Origin of the sequence: Streptomyces sp. NPDC047886, assembly GCF_043204435.1 — a bacterium.
Classification (GTDB): Bacteria; Actinomycetota; Actinomycetes; order Streptomycetales; family Streptomycetaceae; genus Streptomyces.
Genome location: NZ_JBIDCF010000009.1, coordinates 217,866 through 235,537, shown reverse-complemented (window position 1 = coordinate 235,537; position 17,672 = coordinate 217,866). Strand labels below are relative to the sequence as shown.

The 17,672-nt window shown below is 72.6% G+C and carries 15 protein-coding genes and 2 tRNA genes; 7 read left to right on the top strand and 10 right to left on the bottom strand.

Annotated elements, in window-relative coordinates; genetic code table 11:
* The first annotated feature begins 148 nt into the window (after positions 1–148).
* Together ACGF5U_RS26625 and ACGF5U_RS26620 are read left to right on the top strand one after the other, a co-directional pair.
* The gene (locus ACGF5U_RS26625; protein ID WP_392718392.1) at positions 149–2,350 is read left to right on the top strand and encodes an elongation factor G-like protein EF-G2; all 2,202 of its coding nucleotides are present in this window, start codon (positions 149–151) and stop codon (positions 2,348–2,350) included.
* A gap of 247 nt (positions 2,351–2,597) precedes the next feature.
* Positions 2,598–4,235, top strand: coding sequence for a hypothetical protein (locus tag ACGF5U_RS26620; RefSeq protein WP_392718394.1), 1,638 nt, complete (start codon positions 2,598–2,600; stop codon positions 4,233–4,235).
* A gap of 23 nt (positions 4,236–4,258) precedes the next feature.
* On the opposite strand, the gene ACGF5U_RS26615 is transcribed toward ACGF5U_RS26620, so the two are convergent.
* The 4 genes from ACGF5U_RS26615 to ACGF5U_RS26600 form a co-directional block, all read right to left on the bottom strand.
* Complete coding sequence (locus ACGF5U_RS26615) at positions 4,259–4,819, bottom strand: HIT family protein (RefSeq protein ID WP_392718396.1); 561 nt, start codon at positions 4,817–4,819, stop codon at positions 4,259–4,261.
* Between the two features lie 80 nt (positions 4,820–4,899).
* A complete protein-coding gene (gene thrS, locus ACGF5U_RS26610) occupies positions 4,900–6,876 on the bottom strand; it encodes a threonine--tRNA ligase (protein ID WP_392718398.1) in 1,977 nt (658 codons plus the stop codon).
* 237 nt (positions 6,877–7,113) lie between these two features.
* Positions 7,114–8,355, bottom strand: coding sequence for a hypothetical protein (locus ACGF5U_RS26605; protein ID WP_392718400.1), 1,242 nt, complete (start codon positions 8,353–8,355; stop codon positions 7,114–7,116).
* Positions 8,355–8,954, bottom strand: coding sequence for a DUF4365 domain-containing protein (locus ACGF5U_RS26600; RefSeq protein WP_392718402.1), 600 nt, complete (start codon positions 8,952–8,954; stop codon positions 8,355–8,357). Before ACGF5U_RS26600 ends, ACGF5U_RS26605 begins: the two co-directional genes overlap by 1 nt.
* 219 nt (positions 8,955–9,173) lie before the next feature.
* On the opposite strand from ACGF5U_RS26600, the gene ACGF5U_RS26595 reads away from it, so the two are divergent.
* Entirely contained in the window at positions 9,174–9,902 is a 729-nt protein-coding gene (locus ACGF5U_RS26595) for a 3'-5' exonuclease (protein WP_392718404.1), read from the top strand.
* Between the two features lie 75 nt (positions 9,903–9,977).
* Here the strand turns inward: ACGF5U_RS26595 and ACGF5U_RS26590 are convergent.
* Positions 9,978–10,049: transfer RNA gene (locus ACGF5U_RS26590), tRNA-Val, on the bottom strand.
* A 196-nt stretch (positions 10,050–10,245) separates the two neighbouring features.
* Here ACGF5U_RS26590 and ACGF5U_RS26585 point away from each other — a divergent pair.
* The gene (locus ACGF5U_RS26585; RefSeq protein WP_392718406.1) at positions 10,246–12,762 is read left to right on the top strand and encodes an SCO7613 C-terminal domain-containing membrane protein; all 2,517 of its coding nucleotides are present in this window, start codon (positions 10,246–10,248) and stop codon (positions 12,760–12,762) included.
* A gap of 109 nt (positions 12,763–12,871) precedes the next feature.
* On the opposite strand, the gene ACGF5U_RS26580 is transcribed toward ACGF5U_RS26585, so the two are convergent.
* Together ACGF5U_RS26580 and ACGF5U_RS26575 are read right to left on the bottom strand one after the other, a co-directional pair.
* Positions 12,872–12,946 (bottom strand) — tRNA-Val (locus ACGF5U_RS26580).
* A gap of 66 nt (positions 12,947–13,012) precedes the next feature.
* On the bottom strand, positions 13,013–13,579 hold the full coding sequence (locus ACGF5U_RS26575; protein WP_392718408.1) for a TIGR02611 family protein: 567 nt from the start codon (positions 13,577–13,579) through the stop codon (positions 13,013–13,015).
* Between the two features lie 210 nt (positions 13,580–13,789).
* On the opposite strand from ACGF5U_RS26575, the gene ACGF5U_RS26570 reads away from it, so the two are divergent.
* Positions 13,790–14,203: an SsgA family sporulation/cell division regulator gene (locus ACGF5U_RS26570; RefSeq protein WP_003959770.1), complete on the top strand. Its 414-nt coding sequence runs from the start codon at positions 13,790–13,792 to the stop codon at positions 14,201–14,203.
* Between the two features lie 244 nt (positions 14,204–14,447).
* Positions 14,448–15,005 carry a CGNR zinc finger domain-containing protein gene (locus tag ACGF5U_RS26565; protein WP_392718410.1) on the top strand — a complete coding sequence of 186 codons (558 nt, stop codon included), beginning with the start codon at positions 14,448–14,450 and terminating at the stop codon, positions 15,003–15,005.
* Positions 15,006–15,142: 137 nt separating this feature from the next.
* On the opposite strand, the gene ACGF5U_RS26560 is transcribed toward ACGF5U_RS26565, so the two are convergent.
* A complete protein-coding gene (locus ACGF5U_RS26560; protein ID WP_392718451.1) occupies positions 15,143–15,310 on the bottom strand; it encodes a hypothetical protein in 168 nt (55 codons plus the stop codon).
* A gap of 200 nt (positions 15,311–15,510) precedes the next feature.
* Complete coding sequence (locus ACGF5U_RS26555) at positions 15,511–15,954, bottom strand: hypothetical protein (protein WP_392718412.1); 444 nt, start codon at positions 15,952–15,954, stop codon at positions 15,511–15,513.
* Between the two features lie 215 nt (positions 15,955–16,169).
* Between ACGF5U_RS26555 and ACGF5U_RS26550 the strand changes: the two genes are divergently transcribed.
* Positions 16,170–16,691, top strand: a complete 522-nt coding sequence (locus tag ACGF5U_RS26550; protein WP_392718414.1) for a DsbA family protein — start codon at positions 16,170–16,172, stop codon at positions 16,689–16,691.
* 51 nt (positions 16,692–16,742) lie between these two features.
* On the opposite strand, the gene ACGF5U_RS26545 is transcribed toward ACGF5U_RS26550, so the two are convergent.
* Positions 16,743–17,618, bottom strand: coding sequence for a GNAT family N-acetyltransferase (locus tag ACGF5U_RS26545; RefSeq protein WP_392718416.1), 876 nt, complete (start codon positions 17,616–17,618; stop codon positions 16,743–16,745).
* Between the last annotated feature and the right edge of the window lie 54 nt (positions 17,619–17,672).

Genomic DNA, 17,672 nt, shown 5'->3' with positions numbered 1-17,672 from the left:
ACGTATGGACGCGGCGCCACGGGAGTGGAAAGCTCGAAAGACCACCGCGGGCACCGCCGGAGCTGCCCCGCCAGCGCCTGGGCCCGTGCGGCTCCCCCGCGCCCGCGCCCCCCACCTCACCGTCCCCTTGCGATCGGGAGGAAGAACCATGGGCGACAAGGCGAACACCCACCCCGGGGCCGCCGGCAGTGCGGTAACGGCCGACCAGCCGTCATCGGTACGGAATGTGGTGCTGGTCGGCCACAGCGGATCGGGCAAGACCACCCTCGTCGAAGCCCTCGCCCTCACCGCGGGAGCGATCAACCGGGCGGGGCGCGTCGAGGACGGCGGCACCGTCTCGGACTACGACGAGATCGAGCACCGCCAGCAACGTTCCGTACAGCTCTCCCTCGTCCCCCTCCAGTGGGGCACCTACAAGATCAATCTGCTGGACGCCCCCGGTTACGCCGACTTCGTCGGGGAGCTCAGGGCCGGTCTGCGCGCCGCGGACGCGGCCCTCTTCGTCGTCTCGGCCGCTCAGGAGGCCGACGCCGTCGCCGGATCCACGCGCATGGTGTGGGAGGAGTGCGCAGCCGTCGGCATGCCGCGCGCCATCGTCGTCACGCACCTCGACACCGCGCGGACCGACTTCGAACAGCTCACCGCCATCCTCAGCGACATCTTCGGCGGGGACGACCCCGACGCCGTCCTCCCGCTCTACCTGCCCGTACTCGGCGCCGAGGCACCCGACGGACACGCGCCGGCCACCGGACTCGTCGGACTCCTCACGCAGAAGATCTTCGACTACTCCACGGGTGAACGAAAGGAGAACCCGCCGGACGACACCCAGCGCGCCCTCATCGAAACGGCCCGCAACCGGCTGATCGAAGGGATCATCGCCGAGAGCGAGGACGAAACCCTCATGGACCGCTACCTCGGCGGCGAGGACATCGACCTCAAGACCCTCATCGACGACCTCGAGAAGGCCGTCGCCCGCGGCACCTTCCACCCCGTGCTCGCCGCCGCACCCGCCGCGCCGGGCGGCCGGCAGGGACTCGGCACCGTCGAACTCCTCGACCTCATCACCCGCGGCTTCCCCACCCCCCTGGAACGCCCCTCGCCCACCGTCACCGCGCCCGACGGCTCCCCGCGCCCCGAGATCGGCTGCGACCCGGACGGGCCGCTGGTCGCCGAAGTCGTCAAGACCTCGTCCGACCCGTACGTCGGACGCATCTCCCTCGTCCGGGTCTTCTCCGGCACCCTCCGCCCCGACGAGACCGTCCACGTCTCCGGGCACGGACTGACCGACCGCGGCCACGAGGACCACGACGTCGACGAACGGATCGGCGCGCTCTCCGCCCCCTTCGGCAAGCAGCAGCGGCAACTGGCCCACTGCGTCGCCGGCGACCTCGCCAGCGTCGCCAAGCTCAACCGCGCCGAGACCGGCGACACCCTCTCCGCCAGGGACAACCCGCTCCTCATGGAGCCCTGGACGATGCCCGACCCGCTCCTGCCGCTCGCGATCGAGGCGCACAGCAAGGCCGACGAGGACAAGCTCTCCCAGGGTCTGGCCCGGCTCGTCGCCGAGGACCCCACCATGCGCCTCGAGCAGAACCAGGACACCCACCAGGTCGTCCTGTGGTGCCTCGGCGAAGCCCACCGGGACGTGGCGCTCGACCGGCTCCGCAACCGCTACGGCGTCCAGGTCGACGTCGTCCCGCACAAGGTCGCCCTCCGCGAGACCTTCGGCGACAGGGCCGCCGGACGCGGACGCCATGTGAAACAGTCCGGCGGACACGGCCAGTACGCCATCTGCGAGATCGAGGTGGAACCCCTGCCGCCCGGCTCCGGCATCGAGTTCGTCGACAAGGTCGTCGGCGGAGCCGTACCCCGCCAGTTCATCCCCTCCGTCGAGAAGGGCGTCCGCGCGCAGGCCGCACGCGGCGTCGCCGCCGGATACCCCCTGGTCGACGTCCGCGTCACCCTTGTCGACGGCAAGGCCCACTCCGTGGACTCCTCCGACGCCGCTTTCCAGACCGCCGGTGCCCTCGCCCTGCGCGAAGCCGCCGCCGACACCCGCATCCACCTCCTGGAACCCGTCGCCCAACTCCAGGTCCTGGTCCCCGACGAGTACGTCGGCCCCGTCATGAGCGACCTCTCCGGCCGCCGGGGCCGCGTCGTCGGCACCGAACAGGCGGGCCAGGGCAGGACCCTCGTACGGGCCGACGTACCCGAGATCGAGATCGGACGGTACGCCGTCGACCTCCGCTCCATCTCCCACGGCACCGGCCGCTTCGACCGCGTCTACGCCCGGCACGAGGCCATGCCGCCCCAGATCGCCGACAAGGTCCGCGAGGAGACCGCGGCCTGACCCCTGGTGAGAACCGGTGGACCCGGCCGCCCGCCAACTCCCCTCCGGCGGGCGGCCTTCACCGCCCCGTACGCCCGAATCGGCCGAATCCGCCGTCCACTGACGCGCGCGCCACGACCCCGATAGGCTGTAGTGCCCAGCTCAGCAGGTGTGCGAAGCACGCCAGTTGGGAACAGGGCGCAGTGCGGACACATACGGCAGCGGCGGATGCGGCAGCCGCACACGCGGCGAGGGGGCGGCAGTGACCATGGACAGTTTTGGCCCCGGGGCGCAGATCCCGCTCCAGGGCTCGGCCGGAGCGACGGTGGCCACGCACGCACTGGCCTCCGCGGCCTACCGCGACGACCCCGTCGAGAAGATCCTCGAAGCCAACAACGAATGGCACCAGTCGACGGTCAAGAAGGGCAAGTTCTCCCTCTTCGAACCCAACCTCGGCGAAGCGTTCTCCCGGGCCGTGCAGGTACGCATGCTCGGCGGCGGCCGCAAGCCCCTCATCCAGTCCTTCGGTACCGAACCCCAGCCGATCGTCGAGCACTGCCTCGCCGCCACCCGCATCCGCAAGCAGCGCGACAAGCTCCTCACCCTGATCACCGTGGTCTGCGGAGTCGTCTTCCTGCCCGGCATGCTGCTCTGGCTCATCGTCTTCCAGCTGCGCCGCAACCTCGCCGGAGCCTCCGGCAAGCGGTCCGGCGCCCTCGGCACCGCGCTTCTCCTCGGCGTCGGCGCCCTCGCCGTCGTCTACCTGCTCCGGCTGCCCTTCACCGGACTCGTCGCGCTCTACCTCCGCGCGATGATCATCGCCCCGGTGGTCGGCTGGTTCCTCGCCAAACGCGTCTGCGAGACCACCGCCAAGGACCTCCGCGCCCGCTGGGACGCCCTCCTCAGCGGCGGCGGCGTCGCCGCCAAGATCCCCGAGGCCGTTCCCCAGGACCCCAACGAGACCGCCGCCGAAGAGCTCCGCCAGTCCCTGGAGAAGCTCACCGCCGAAATGCGCTCCAACGTCGTCTTCTACGCCGGCCCCAAGGGCATACTCGGGATGGGAACGCGCTGGGGCAGCTGGCAGCTCGCCGAAGAACTCGTCCCCCGGGACGGCAAGGAGATCCACGCCTTCCGCACCTGGGACGTCATACGGCCCATCCACGACCAGCTGAAACTGCTCGAACGCGGCACCCTCAAGACCGGCTTCCCGACGCCGTCCGTCAACCACTGGATCGTCGTCCCCGTCGGCGAAGGCGCCAAGGAGGTGGCCCGCCCGGAAGGCGAGGACGTCGTCACCTTCCAGGTCAAGCCGCACGAGATACAGCGCGTCTGCAACGAGAACCAGTTCGGCAAGGGCAACCGCCACTACCTCGGCGTGCAGTTCGTCCTCTGGGACGGCCAGCTCGTCCTGACCATGATGGTCACCGTCACCGCGCTCCTGCACACGCTGCGCATCGAGGTCACCGGACACGCCCTCGGCCCGGTCCACTCCCTCTTCACCGGCAAACCCGCCGCGAAGACCAAGGAAGTCGCCAAGCAGATCCGCTTCTGGGAGACCAAGGAGATCACGCTCCCCTTGGTGGAGACCAACGAGGTCGTACGCCTCGCCGTACGGGCACCCCTCACCTGGTTCCCGCCCGTGCTCGACTTCCTCGGCGGCAAGCTGGTGCTCCCCGAGCCCTTCGGACTCCGTCACGCATGGGCCGACAAGCCCTGGCGCCACCGCTTCATGGCCGACGACGCCATCCGCGCCGCCACGCCCGTGATGCGCGCCGTCCACGCCGCCACCATCAAGATGCTCGAAGAGCACGGCGTGGACACCGAACGCTTCACCAACCGCTCGCTCGTCCTCAGCGGCCTCGTCCAGGACCCGGGCCCGAAGAAGGCCGACACGTACGACGCGTGACCGGGCGCCGGCCTTCCGTCGACTCAGGCGGGAGGCCAGGCGTCCGCGAGCATCCGGCGGGTGTCGGCCAGCAGCTGCGGCAGCACCTTCGTGTGTCCCACGACCGGCATGAAGTTGGTGTCGCCGCCCCAGCGCGGCACGATGTGCTGGTGCAGGTGTGCGGCGATACCGGCACCGGCCGCGTCCCCCTGGTTCATCCCCAGGTTGAACCCGTGGGCCCCCGACGCCGCGCGCAGCGCGGTCATCGCCCGCTTGGTGAACACCGCCAGCTCGGCCGTCTCGGCCTCGTCCAGCTCCGTGTAGTCGGCGACGTGCCGGAACGGCACGATCATCAGGTGACCGCCGTTGTACGGGTACAGGTTCAGCACGGCGTAGACCCGGTCGCCCCGGGCGACGATCAGACCGTCCTCATCGGACTTCGACGGAAGGGAGCAGAACGGGCAGCCGTCGCCCGCGCCCGAGCCGGTGGGCTTGTTCTCCCCCTGGATGTACGCCATCCGGTGGGGCGTCCACAGGCGCTGGAACGCGTCAGGCGTCCCCACTCCGATCTGCTGCTCCGGCTCAGTCGTCATGCGGGCCAGCATATTCGCTGCACGTCAGGTGAGAAGCGGTGAGGGGCGGCCCCGGAACGGGACCGCCCCTCACCGCGTCCGCGGCGTGCGGATCAGACCTGTACGCGGCGCTCCACGACGTCCACCAGCTTGGCGATCGCCTGGTCACGGGGGATGCCGTTCTCCTGCGAGCCGTCGCGGTAGCGGAAGGAGACCGTGCCCGCGTTCATGTCGTCGTCACCGACGATGATCATGAACGGGACCTTCAGCTTCTGCTGGTTGCGGATCTTCTTCTGCATCCGGTCCGACGACCCGTCCACCTCGACCCGCAGGCCCTTCTTCTTCGCCTCGGCGGCGAACTCCCGCAGGTACTCGACGTGGGCGTCGCCGATCGGGATGCCGACCGCCTGGACCGGGGCCAGCCAGGGCGGCATGGCACCCGCGTAGTGCTCCAGGAGCACCGCGAAGAACCGCTCGATCGAACCGAACAGCGCGCGGTGGATCATGACCGGTCGCTGCTTGGAGCCGTCGGGGCCCGTGTACTCCAGGTCGAAGCGCTCCGGCAGGTTGAAGTCGAGCTGGACGGTCGACATCTGCCAGGTCCTGCCGATGGCGTCCCGCGCCTGGACGGAGATCTTCGGGCCGTAGAAGGCCGCGCCGCCCGGGTCGGGGGTCAGCGGGAGGCCCTGCTTCTCGGCGACCTGCTGGAGGACCGCGGTGGCCTCCTCCCAGATCTCGTCCGAGCCGACGAACTTCTCCGGGTCCTTGGTGGACAGCTCCAGGTAGAAGTCGGTGAGGCCGTAGTCGCGCAGCAGGTTCAGGACGAAGGTGAGCGTCTTGTCGAGCTCGTCCGCCATCTGCTCCTTGGTGCAGTAGATGTGCGCGTCGTCCTGGGTGAAGCCGCGGGCGCGGGTCAGGCCGTGCACGACGCCGGACTTCTCGTACCGGTACACCGTCCCGAACTCGAACAGCCGCAGCGGCAGCTCGCGGTACGAGCGGCCCCGCGCGTCGAAGATCAGGTTGTGCATCGGGCAGTTCATGGGCTTGAGGTAGTAGTCCACGCCCTCGTCGAGCTGCATGGGCGGGTACATGCCCTCGGCGTACCAGTCCAGGTGGCCGGACTTCTCGAAGAGCTTGCCCTTGGTCGCGTGGGGCGAGTAGACGAACTCGTACCCCTCCTCCTCGTGGCGACGCCGCGAGTAGTCCTCCATGACCCGGCGGATGATGCCGCCCCTGGGGTGGAAGACGGCGAGGCCGGAGCCGATCTCCTCCGGGATGGAGAAGAGGTCCAGCTCGCTGCCGAGCTTGCGGTGGTCGCGCTTCTCGGCCTCGGCGAGGAAGTCCAGGTGCGCCTTCAGCTCGTCCTTCGACGGCCACGCGGTGCCGTAGATCCGCTGGAGCATCGGGTTCTTCTCGCTGCCCCGCCAGTACGCGGCCGCGTTCCGCATGAGCTTGAACGCGGGGATGTTCCGGGTGGTCGGCAGGTGCGGGCCCCGGCAGAGGTCCTTCCAGCACAGGTCGCCGGTCTTGGCGTCCAGGTTGTCGTAGATGGTCAGCTCGCCGCCGCCCACCTCGACGTCCGCGCCGTCGTCGCTGGACGCGGCGCCCTTCAGGCCGATGAGCTCCAGCTTGTACGGCTCGTTCGCGAGCTCCTCGCGGGCGGCCTCGTCCGTGACCACCCGGCGGGAGAACCTCTGGCCCCGCTTCTGGATCTCCTGCATCTTCTTCTCGATGGCCTTGAGGTCCTCGGGCGTGAACGGCTTCTCGACGTCGAAGTCGTAGTAGAAGCCGTCCTTGACCGGCGGGCCGATGCCGAGCTTGGCCTCGGGGAAGAGCTCCTGCACGGCCTGGGCCATGACGTGCGCGGTGGAGTGGCGCAGGATGTCGAGTCCGTCCGGGGAGGAGATCTCGACCGGCTCGACGGTCTCGCCGTCCTTGACCGCGTACGCGAGGTCCTTCAGCTCGCCCGCGACACGGGCGGCGACGACGGTGCGCTCGCCGGCGAAGAGTTCGGCGGCCGTAGTGCCCGTCGTCACCACGCGCTCTTCCCGCTCGGAATCGCGTTGGATGATCACACGGACGTCTGACACCGGTCTCTCCTGACTGACGGGGAAGCGCACCCGGTGAGGGGCGCGCGCAATGTAGTACGGAATGGTACCGAGCCGTCGGCGTCGGCCGCGAAACGGTTTGCGTCCCCGTGCGACGGCCGGTCCCCCTGCCGCGGCCCCCAGGCCGTCCCCGTCCCCGCCTCCGCTTCCGCCTCCGTCCCCGTCTCCGTCTCCGCCTCCGTCCCCCGTCGTCTCAGTCCCCTCAGTCCCCTCCGTCCCCTAGTCCCGGGTCCCGGTGTCGTCGCCGAAGGGTCCCTGGCCCTCCTGGAGCGCCTTCATCAGGCGGTCGCGTTCCGCCTCGTCCACCTGTACGGCGGTGAGGCCGGTGGCGTCGGTGAGGCGCCGGAAGCCGCCCCGGCTCTCCAGGCGTCCGGCGACGCGGACGGGGAGCCCGGCGATGTGGGCGTGGCCGGCGGCCCTGTAGGCGTCCTCGTCGAGGGTGACCCGTACGTGCGGCACCTCGGCGCCCGCGAGGACCCGGAGCCGTACGGTGCCGGGGCCGTGCGGGCCCGGCCTGCGCATGCGGACGACGGAGCCGGTGATCCGCACCGGGACGGAGGGTTCGTCCTGGAGGTACCGGGAGCCGGCTTCGCGGAGGGCGGGCAGGTCTCCGGGGGAGAACTCGACCGGCTCCGGGCGGGCGGCGCAGCCGTCGGGGGGTCCGGCGGCCGGGGCCCAGGCGAGGGCGACGCCGGCTCCTTCGGCGCCGCGTACGAGCGCGATGAGCGCTTCGGTGAGTTCGCGGCTGACGCCGGCGCGGACGGCGGCGTCGAACGCTTCCATGCCGCCGGTGGCCCGCTGGTAGTCGATGGCGTCGCGGGCGGCGTGCAGGGCGTGGTGGAGGCGGGTGGTGACGGTGCGGCCGGGGTCGACGGGGACGAAGGCGGTGAGGCCGCGCCCGTCGTGGTCGGTGCCGACGAGGACGCCTTCGAGGAGGGCCTGGGCCTGTCGGCGGTGGCGGGCGCCGTGGTAGCCGGTGCGGGCGCGTACGGCGAGGGCGGCGGCGAGGAGGATCTGGCGGGCGGCGGAGCGGAGGCGTTCCTGGACGGTCCAGGGGACGGTGCCGGTGGAGCTGTGGGGGGTGTCGCGCCGCCAGCGGATCTCGTCGCTGGGGACGGTGAGGCCGGTGAGGACGTCACGGGCGGAGGGTGCGGCGCAGCGGGCGAGGGCGGCGATCGCTTCGGCGAGGAGGTCGTCGCAGTCGGGGAAGGCACGGCTTTCGGGGACGAGGAGGCTGGTGGTGCCCGGGGTGGGGCCGGGCGGGGTCCAGCGGGCGTAGCGTCCGGCGGCGCCGCCGCGCCGGTGCCAGCCGTGGCGGTCGAGGAGTGCGCCGAGGACGAGCGGGTCGACGCGGTCGGGGCGTGGTGGGCCCGGCCAGTGGTAGTCGGCCGGGCGGGGCGCGCCGAACGGGGGGTCGCCGGTGGGGTGGGGGCGCAGGGGTTCGTCGGCGGGTGGGCGCATCAGGGTTTTCCTCCCAGCCCGACGCGGGTCATGATCTCGCAGAGTGCCCGGTCGTCGAATATCCGTGAGGTCGGTACGCGCACGGTGGTGCGGCGCCTGCCGGTGACGGGATGGCCGGCGAGGTTGGTCCAGTAGCAGCAGTGGCGCAGGTCGAGGCGGTCGTGGCCGGCGCGGATCCATTCGTCCTGGGTCCGGGGGACGAGCATCACGACGAGGATCTTGTGTACGGAGACGGGGGTCCGGGCGAGCTTCACCAGGTGGTCGTTGTCGAGGGTGAAGGAGAAGGCGGGGCCCGGGGGGTGCGGGGGGATCTGGTAGGTGCATTTGAGCTGCACCTTGATGGTGACCTCGTCGTCGACGGTGTGTCCGGGTGCGCTGTGGCTGAGGTGCCAGTCGATGCCGTTGTCGGGGAAGGGCTGGGAGAGCGAGCAGCCGGCGGCGGCCGCGACCGCGTGCAGGTAGCCGACCTGGAGGGTCTCCATGCAGGCGGTGGTCGCGAGTGTGCCGCGTAGGGGTGGCGTCGGCTGCGGGGGCAGCAGTGTCTGCCCGTGACCTTCGGTACGGGAGGTGCCTCCAGGGTCGGGCTGCGCGAGCGCCATGGCTCTTCGTGCCTTCCGGGCGTGCGGTCCGGCGGTGTCCCTTTCCCTGACGGCTCATCAGCTTGGTTTCCGCCGGGATCTGTTCCGGGCGTCGTCGTGCGACGTCTCTGCTCGTCATCTGTGTTGTCACCGGGTTGCGTACGGCGCAAACGGCCCGGGTATCACCGATTCGGCAGGGGGATCAGGCCATCTGCCGGGCAAGGGCGAGGAGTTCGGGGTATGACGCTCTGGTATGAGGGGCCCCTGGCCGCATTCGACACGGAGACGACCGGAGTCGACGTCGAGCGGGATCGGATCGTCTCGGCGGCGGTGGTCGTCCAGGATGCCGCCGGTGGGCGGTTGCGTACGACGCGTTGGCTGGTGAATCCGGGGATTCCGGTGCCGGCCGGGGCGACGGAGGTGCACGGGCTGACGGACGATCACCTGCAGCGGCACGGTCGTTGGCCGGCGCCGGTGATGGAGGAGATAGCCCGGTCGCTGGCCGAGCAGTGCGCCGCGGGGCGGCCGTTGGTGGTGATGAACGCGCCGTTCGATCTGACGTTGCTGGACCGTGAGCTGCGCCGGCATCGCGCCTCGTCGCTGGCGCGGTATCTGCAGAACGCGCCGCTGTGCGTGCTGGATCCACGGGTGCTGGACAAGCATCTGGACCGCTACCGCAAGGGGCGGCGGACGCTGACGGATCTGTGCGCGCACTACGAGGTGGTCCTGGACGGGGCGCATGACGCGGCGGCCGACGCGACGGCGGCGCTGGAGGTCGTACGGGCGGTGGGCCGGCGGTTCGCGGAGCGCCTGGAGGAGCTGTCGGCGGCGGAGCTGCATACGCGGCAGGCCGTGTGGCACGCGGCGCAGGCGCGGGGTCTGCAGGCCTGGTTCGCGCGGAACGGTTCGCAGGAGGCGGTGGATCCGGCGTGGCCGTTGCGGCCGGACGCCCCGGCGGCGGCCGCGTGACGGACGCGGAGTGTCGTACGACGGGCGTGACGACGCAAGAAGGCCGGTCCGTCGTGACGGACCGGCCTTTCCCGGTGGGCGATACTGGGTTCGAACCAGTGACCTCTTCGGTGTGAACGAAGCGCTCTCCCACTGAGCTAATCGCCCGGGAACGCACTGAACCATACAGGTCCCCGCGTGTTTCGTTCAAACTGCTTCGGGGGGGCCGTGAGACCCCGGCGGCGGACGCGTGTCGCGCACGGGCCCGGTACGCACCCGGGGGCGCCCGAGTGACGGGTCTGAGTATCAGGTCTGAGTATCCGTACGCATGTGCCGCCGGTGTGGCGGGGGCCACACTGCGCGCATGGGAAACGTTCCGCCACCTGCTGAGGAACTGGCGCTCCTCGACCGGGAACTGGCTCGACTCGACGCGCGCCGTTCGGTTCTGCTGGCCCGCCGCGCGTGGCTGGTGAGTGTGCTGTCCGTACCGGCGTCGGTGCCCGTACCGGGACCGGTGCCGCCTTCGCGTGGAGCGGTGGCGGCGCGGGCCGAGACGTCGCCGCGCGGTGCGCGCAATGTGCTGCTGTCGCTGGGCGGGGCGTTGCTGGGGATTGCCGCGGTGGCGTTCACGCTGGTCAGCTGGGGTCACATGGGGATCGGCGGGCGGGCGGCGGTACTGACGGCCGTGACGGTCGCGGCGCTCGCGGTGCCGGTGCCGCTGGTGCGCCGGGGGCTGGGCGCGACGGCGGAGACCGTGGCGGTGCTGGGTCTGGTGCTGATGGTGCTGGACGCGTTGGCGCTGTATCTGGTGACGCTGTCGGAGATGGGCGGGGTCGCGTACGCGGCCGTCGTGTCGGCGGTGCTGGCGACGGTCTGGGCGGGGTACGGCACGGTGGTGGCCGGGCCGCGTACGCCACGGCCCGCGGCGGTGGTGGCGGCGCAACTGCCGTTGCCGCTGTGGGCGCTGGCGGCGGACGCGGGTGGTCTGACCGTGGCGTGGGCGCTGCTGGCGACGGCCGCGGCGGATGTGGCGGTGGCGCTGTGGGTCCGGTCGGCTTCGGTGGCCGGCGTGCGGGTCGTGGCGTGGACGGCCGCGGCGGCGGCCGGTGGCTGGGCGGTGCTCGTGGGCGGTGCGCTGTCGGTGGTGGACGGCGGTGCGGGGCCCGCCGTGCTGCTGCTGGTGGCGTCGGGTGTGGCGGTGGCCGCGGCGTGGCGGGTCGCGTCGTCCTCGGCGGCAGTGGCGTGCGCGTCGGCGGCCGGGCTGGTGGCGGTCGTGGGTGCGGGCGGCCTGGTGCGGGAGGCGCTGCCGACGGACTGGGTGTTCGTGGCGTACGTGCTGTGCGCGGTGGTGGTCGCCGCGGTCGCCGCGGCGGTACGGGGTGTGGCGCCGCGCGGTGTGGCACCGGGGCTGGCCGGGGCGTCGGCGGCGGTACAGGGGCTGGCGGCCGCGTGGGCGCTGGTGCCGGTGGTGGCGGCACTGGCGGCCCCGGCGGTGACCGCGGCCGCTGTGTGGTCGGGTGCGGTGCCGTCGGGCCCGGGGGTGCCGTGGCAGGCCACGGTGGTGTCGCTGCTGGTCGCCGGTTGTCTGGCGGCGGTACGGGGGGTCGTCGCCCGGTCGGGGGCGGTGGCGCTGGCGTGGGTGACGGCGCTGTCCCTGCCGTCGGTGTGGGGTGCGGGATATGCGGCGACGCTGGTCGCGCAGTCGCTGGTGACCTTCGCGGCGGTGGCGCTGGCGGTACGGCCGGAGGCGGCGGCGTGGCGCCTGCGGGAGACCGTCGGCACCTGGAACGCGGGAGGGTCCGTCGGCACGGGTGGGTCCGGAGGTGCTGACGGGGCCGGAGGCGCTGACGGGTCCGGCGATTCCGAAGGTGCCCGCGGGGCCTCCAGGGGCGCCGGGGCCGCTCGGGTGGCTCCTGTCACGGTGTTGGCGCGCGTGGCGCTCGGCTGCGGGATCGCGTCGGCGGTCGTCGTGCTCCTGCCGGCGCTCGCGCGGGAGGCCGCGACGCTCGCGGTGCTCGGAGTGCTCGGCGCCCTGTTCGCGGGGGCGGCGGCCCTGGCGGGCGGTGGGACGAGGGCGCTGTCGGCCGGGGTCGCCGGGGTGGCGGTGACCGGCCTGGTGGCCGCCGCTGCCGCCGCCGGGGGGCTGCCCGCGCATCAGGTGGCGCTGGCACTGCTGGTGGTGCCCGCCTCGGCGGCGCTGCTGGGGGCCCGGCTGCGGCACGATCCGGCGGGGCTCCCGGTGGAGGGGGTCGGTGTGGCCGCCGCGCTGTCGGCGCTGGGGCTGGCGGCGGACCGCCCGGCGGTGCTGGCGCTGGCACTGGGCCTGTGCGGGGTGATCGCGGCGGCGACGGCGGTACGGCCGGAGCGGCGCCGGGTCGCCGGGTACACGGCGGCCGGGCTGTTCGTCGCGGCGTCGTGGGTGCGGCTCGCCGTGTGGGACGTGTCGGCACCCGAGGCGTACGCCCTGCCGGTGGCGGTGCCCGCGCTGGTGGTGGGCGTGCTGCGCGCGCGCCGCGACCCGGAGGTGTCGTCGTGGACGGCGTACGGGCCGGGTCTGGCGGCGGGGCTGTTCCCCGCGCTCGTCGCGGCCTGGGCCGACACGCAGTGGCCGCGGCCGCTGCTGCTGGGGCTGGTCGCGCTGGGTGTCACGCTCGTGGGGGCGCGGCTGCGCCTGGCGGCGCCGCTGCTGCTGGGCGGCGCGGTGCTGCTGCTGGTCGGGGCGCACGAGCTGGCGCCGTACGTGGTCCAGGCCGTGGGCGTGCTGCCCCGGTGGCTGCCGCCGGCGCTGGCGGGGGTACTGCTGCTGGCGGTGGGCGCCACGTACGAGCAGCGGCTGCGTGATGTGCGGCGGCTGCGGGAGACGGTGGGCCGGATGCGCTGACCGGCCGTCCCGCACCGCTGTCACCCCCGTACCGGGATATCGGCGCGGGGGCGACGGCGGTACGCCGAAGGCCCCGGAGACGGTCTGTCTCCGGGGCCTTCGGTCCGGGTGGTGGGCGATACTGGGTTCGAACCAGTGACCTCTTCGGTGTGAACGAAGCGCTCTCCCACTGAGCTAATCGCCCGGGCGCACCGCAAACATTACCGCATGTCAGCGGGTGCCCCTGACCCGATTCGGGGGTGGCCGGCGGTCACTGGGGGATCTTCCAGGGCATCACGATCCCGAACTTCCAGACGTAGACGCCGACGAGCGCCGCGGTGATCGCCAGCCCCACGGTGGTGAGGATCAGGTTCCGGCGCCGTACGCGCGGATCGAGGGCGCGTTGCGCGGCTTCGGTGACCTTGCGCTTGGTCCAGCGGAGCACGAGCTGCGCCCAGACGAACTCGGTCCCCCAGATCGCCATCCCCGCGAAAATCACCAGCCAGCCGGGGCCGGGCAGCGGGAGCATCACGATGCCGGTGCCGACGACGGCGAGGCCGACGACGAAGACGCCGACCTGCCAGCTGATGTGCAGCGCCCGGACGGCCTTGATGAACTCGGGCGCCCGGGACCCCAGGGGCCGCTCACTCTTGGCGGCCGGCGCCGCCTCCCCCGTCGCGCCGCCCCCCGCCCCGACCGCCGCCCGGTCGGCCGGCGCGTCTCCCGGCGCGTCTCCTGGCGCACGCCGTGGCGCGCCCCGGGTCACGTCCCCCGTCGCGGGTGCCGGGGCCACCGGGTCGTCGGCGACCTTCCCCCGCTCGTCACTCTCCGCATTCATGGGGCCCAACCTACCGGACCGGCGCGGCCTCGGCGAGAAGTGTGCGCACCACTGGAATGGGGGCGTTCAAGCTGGTTACACACCGCCGTACGAGCTATCCCAAGGGCCACAAAACAGACAGAGGGGTTTACAACGGCACCGTAGGTGGCATGTCGATTTCGCCGACGTGCGAATCCCCGAGCGCACACTGAGCGAAAGGCCTTGGCGCTTATGAACACCACGGTCAGCTGCGAGCTGCACCTGCGCCTCGTTGTATCGAGCGAGTCCTCACTGCCTGTACCGGCGGGCCTGCGGTATGACACGGCCGATCCGTATGCCGTGCACGCCACCTTCCACACCGGAGCCGAGGAGACCGTCGAGTGGGTCTTCGCCCGCGATCTCCTGGCCGAGGGTCTGCACCGCCCCACCGGTACCGGCGACGTCAGAGTCTGGCCGTCCCGCAGCCACGGCCAGGGCGTCGTCTGCATCGCGCTGAGCTCCCCGGAGGGCGAGGCGCTGCTCGAAGCCCCCGCGCGGGCCCTGGAGTCGTTCCTGAAGCGGACCGACGCCGCGGTGCCCCCGGGCACCGAGCACCGTCACTTCGACCTCGACACGGAACTCTCGCACATCCTGGCCGAAAGCTGAGCCAGGCCGAGAGCCGAACGGCGCCGTCCGACTCGGGGCGACGGCGCCGCCCGGACTACCTCATACGCCCGTGAACGGCAGCCGTCGGCGCCGTCACCGCGCAAGCCGGCGCGGGGACGGCGCCGACGCCTTTTCCCCGGCCCCCTCCCACACCGCGGACGCGGCCCCGGCGCCGCCAGGGCGAGCCGCTAGAGTCGGGCGGAATTCGGCGGGCACCGGCCCGCAGCAGGCCAGGGAGCGTATCGTGCTGATCCCCCACGACACCCGGATCGCCCTCGACACCGTCGTCGATCTCATGAACACCGCGCCGGAAGGCGGCCGCGGCGACACCCTCGGGGACGTTCCGTCGCTGTACGCGTTCGTACGCGGTCACGACGTCAGCGGCGTCGGCGAGCTCACCCCGCAGGACCTGAGGGCCGTACGGGACGTGCGGACCCGGTTCGCCGAGGTGTTCGCGGCCCCCGACGCCCGTACCGCCGCCGAGCTGGTCAACCAGCTGGTCGCCGCCGCAGGCACGACCCCGCAGCTCACGGACCACGACGGCTACGACTGGCACGTGCACTACTTCGCGCCCGGCGCATCCGTCGCCGACCATCTGGCGGCGGACTGCGGGATGGCGCTGGCGTTCATCGTGGTGGCGGGCGAGCAGGAGCGGCTGCGGCGCTGCGAGGCGCCCGACTGCGGCCGCGCCTTCGTCGACCTGTCCCGCAACCGCTCGCGCCGCTACTGCGACAGCCGCACCTGCGGCAACCGGCTGCACGTCGCGGCCTACCGGGCGCGCCGCAAGGAGGCGGCCGGCTGATCGTCCGGCGTGCGTGCCGGTCCCGCGACCCGGCACGGGGCGGGCGCCCACGGCGGTCCGGGCGCCCCCGGCGGTCCAGGCGCCCCCGGCCGTCCGGGCGGTCGTGTCAGTCCCGGCGGTCTGGGCGGTCCGGGCGGTCACAGGAGAAAGAGATCGTGCACGGCGGCCATCAGGAGAAGAAAGCCGATCACCGCGAGGAAGATCATCAGCGGTGGCTGGGAGAGCGCGAACAGGCAGCCGCGCGGTTCTTCGGTGGAGGCGGGGTTCTGCTCCCGCGAGGTATCCAGCATCTCGGGGCAGATCATGGCGTACGCGAAGGCCCCTCCATGACCAAAAAGCGTCCCTGAGAGGCTAGTTCACCGTCTGGTGCACCAGTCGCCATGCCAACGCCACCCTTCGCCAGGGTCCCGCCGGGCCCGCCGCCGGGCGGACCGCGTCGTGGAGCGCCGCACCGACGCCGGCCGGGGGCCGTAGGCGGATCGCGCGGGCGCGGTCGGGGTGGCCGTCAGATGCCGTGCTTCTTCAGGATGGCCTCGATGTCGCTGAAGTCGTCGGCGGGCGCGGCCTGCGACGGCCTGCCGGGCTTCCGGGCGGGCTTCCCCGCGTCCAGCGAGGGCGCCGAAGCGCCGGGCTCGACCGCCTCGCGCGACCGTCCGGCCCGCGCGGCCTTGCGCTCCTCACGGGTGGTGCCGCCCCGGCGCCGCTCCACGGCACGGGTACTCGTGAACAGCAGCCACGACAACCCCAGGACCCCGAAGCCGGCCCACGCCACCGGGCTGAACGCCGTGTCGGCCAGCCACTGCACCGCGCCCGTCATCACCAGGCCGAGCGGGACCAGCGCGTACGCGGCGATCCGCCCCGCGGCCAGGAACCGCTTGCGGTAGGCCGTGATGGCCGCGATCCCCAGCCCCGCCGCGGACACCGCGGAACATATGGTCTCGGCAAGCATCCGGTCCTCCAGGCGTGTGGGGCGTCGCGTCGGTCCCTTCCATCGTGCACCTCCCGACGGTGCGGCGGCCACGGTGCGTGGCGCCCCGGGACGGATCTCCGGGAGATCTCCGGGACGGCCTCCTCCCCAGGTGCCGGTCCGCCGGCCCGGCCCCGGCGCGGTTCGGGGTCGGATCCCGGTTGGGGCGGCGGCGCGCGGGCTGGGAGACTGCTGTCATGAGCGACCCCACCTCCGCCAGCAGCGCCGCGCCCGTCGTCCTCGACGTCTGGTGCGAGCTCCAGTGCCCCGACTGCCGTACCGCCCTGGACGACCTGCGCGCACTGCGCGCCCGGTACGGGGACCGGCTGGAGCTGCGGCTGCGCCACTTCCCCCTGGAGAAGCACAAGCACGCGTACGCCGCGGCGCAGGCGGCCGAGGAGGCGCTGGCCCAGGGCATCGGCTGGCCCTACGCCGAGGCGGTGCTCGCCAGGACCGAGGAACTGGAGGCGAAGGGCCAGTCGTTCCTGCTGGAGGTCGCGCGCGGACTCGGGCTGGACGCGGAGGAGTTCGACACGGCTCTCATCGACGGCCGGCATCTGCTGGTCGTGGACGCCGACGAGGCGGAGGGCAAGGCCATCGGGGTGACCGGCACGCCCACCTATGTGATCGGTGACGAGCGGCTGGACGGCGGCAAGAGCCAGGAGGGGCTGCGGGCCCGTATCGAGGAGATCGTGGACCGCCTGCTGGCCCGGGACTGACCCCGGGCCCTGCCCGGGCGGCACTGCGAGCGAGGCCCCCGGGAGACGGCCCTAGAGCAACGGCTTGTGGCTGTTGATGTGCGTCGTCCGGTAGCCGAGCGACTCGTACAGCCGGAGCGCCGGGGTGTTGTCCGCGAAGACGTGGAGTCCGAGCCGGTGCGCCCCCGAGTCCCGCGCGACCCGCTCGGCGAAGAGCATCAGGGCCCGGCCGTACCCCTTGCCGCGCTCCTCCGCCGCGACGGCGACGTCCCAGACGTACGCGCCGTGCTCGGCGCCGTCCGGGGCCGGCCCCGTCCACACCTGGCCGACGATCGCACCGTCCCGTACCGCCACATGGAAACGCGTGCCCCCGGTGGCGAGCCCGTCCGGCAGGAGCTGTCGGTGGCTGGTCTCGGACTTGGCCCTCGCCTCCTCCTCCGACAGGCCGCGGGCGACCCACTGGCGCGCGAAGTCCTCCGTGGCGGCCGCGTACCAGCCATGGAACTCGTCCTCGGTCATGGGCCGGACCGACAGTCCTGCCGGCAGTACGGAACCACCTGTGCCGGGTGCCTCGCGGAGCTCGTCCTGCTCGCGGGAGCCGACGAGGTCCTTGGACATGTTGCGGCCGCGCTCGGTGTAGCCGAGGGCGGCCGCCAGGCGGAGCGCGACGGAGGCGTCGGCGGGCACGGAGACCTGGATCCGCGCACAGCCCCACCCCCGCAGCACCTCCTCGGCGGCGAGCGCGGCCACCGTGCCGCGTCCCCGCCTGCGGTCCGCCTCGTCGATGCGGAGGGAGCGGATCACGCCCGCCGTCCGCCCCAGGCCGGGCACCGTGCCGAGTTCGACCGCCCCGACGGGGCGGCTGTTGACACAGACCTCGTAGGAGCGGGTCAGGGTGCCGTCGTCGGCCTGCTGAAGCGGCCCTGTCGGCCGCAGGGTGGTGGTCATCACCGCTGTTCTACCCGCCCCGCGCGGGAGGGGCATCACGTTTTCCGTACGGGA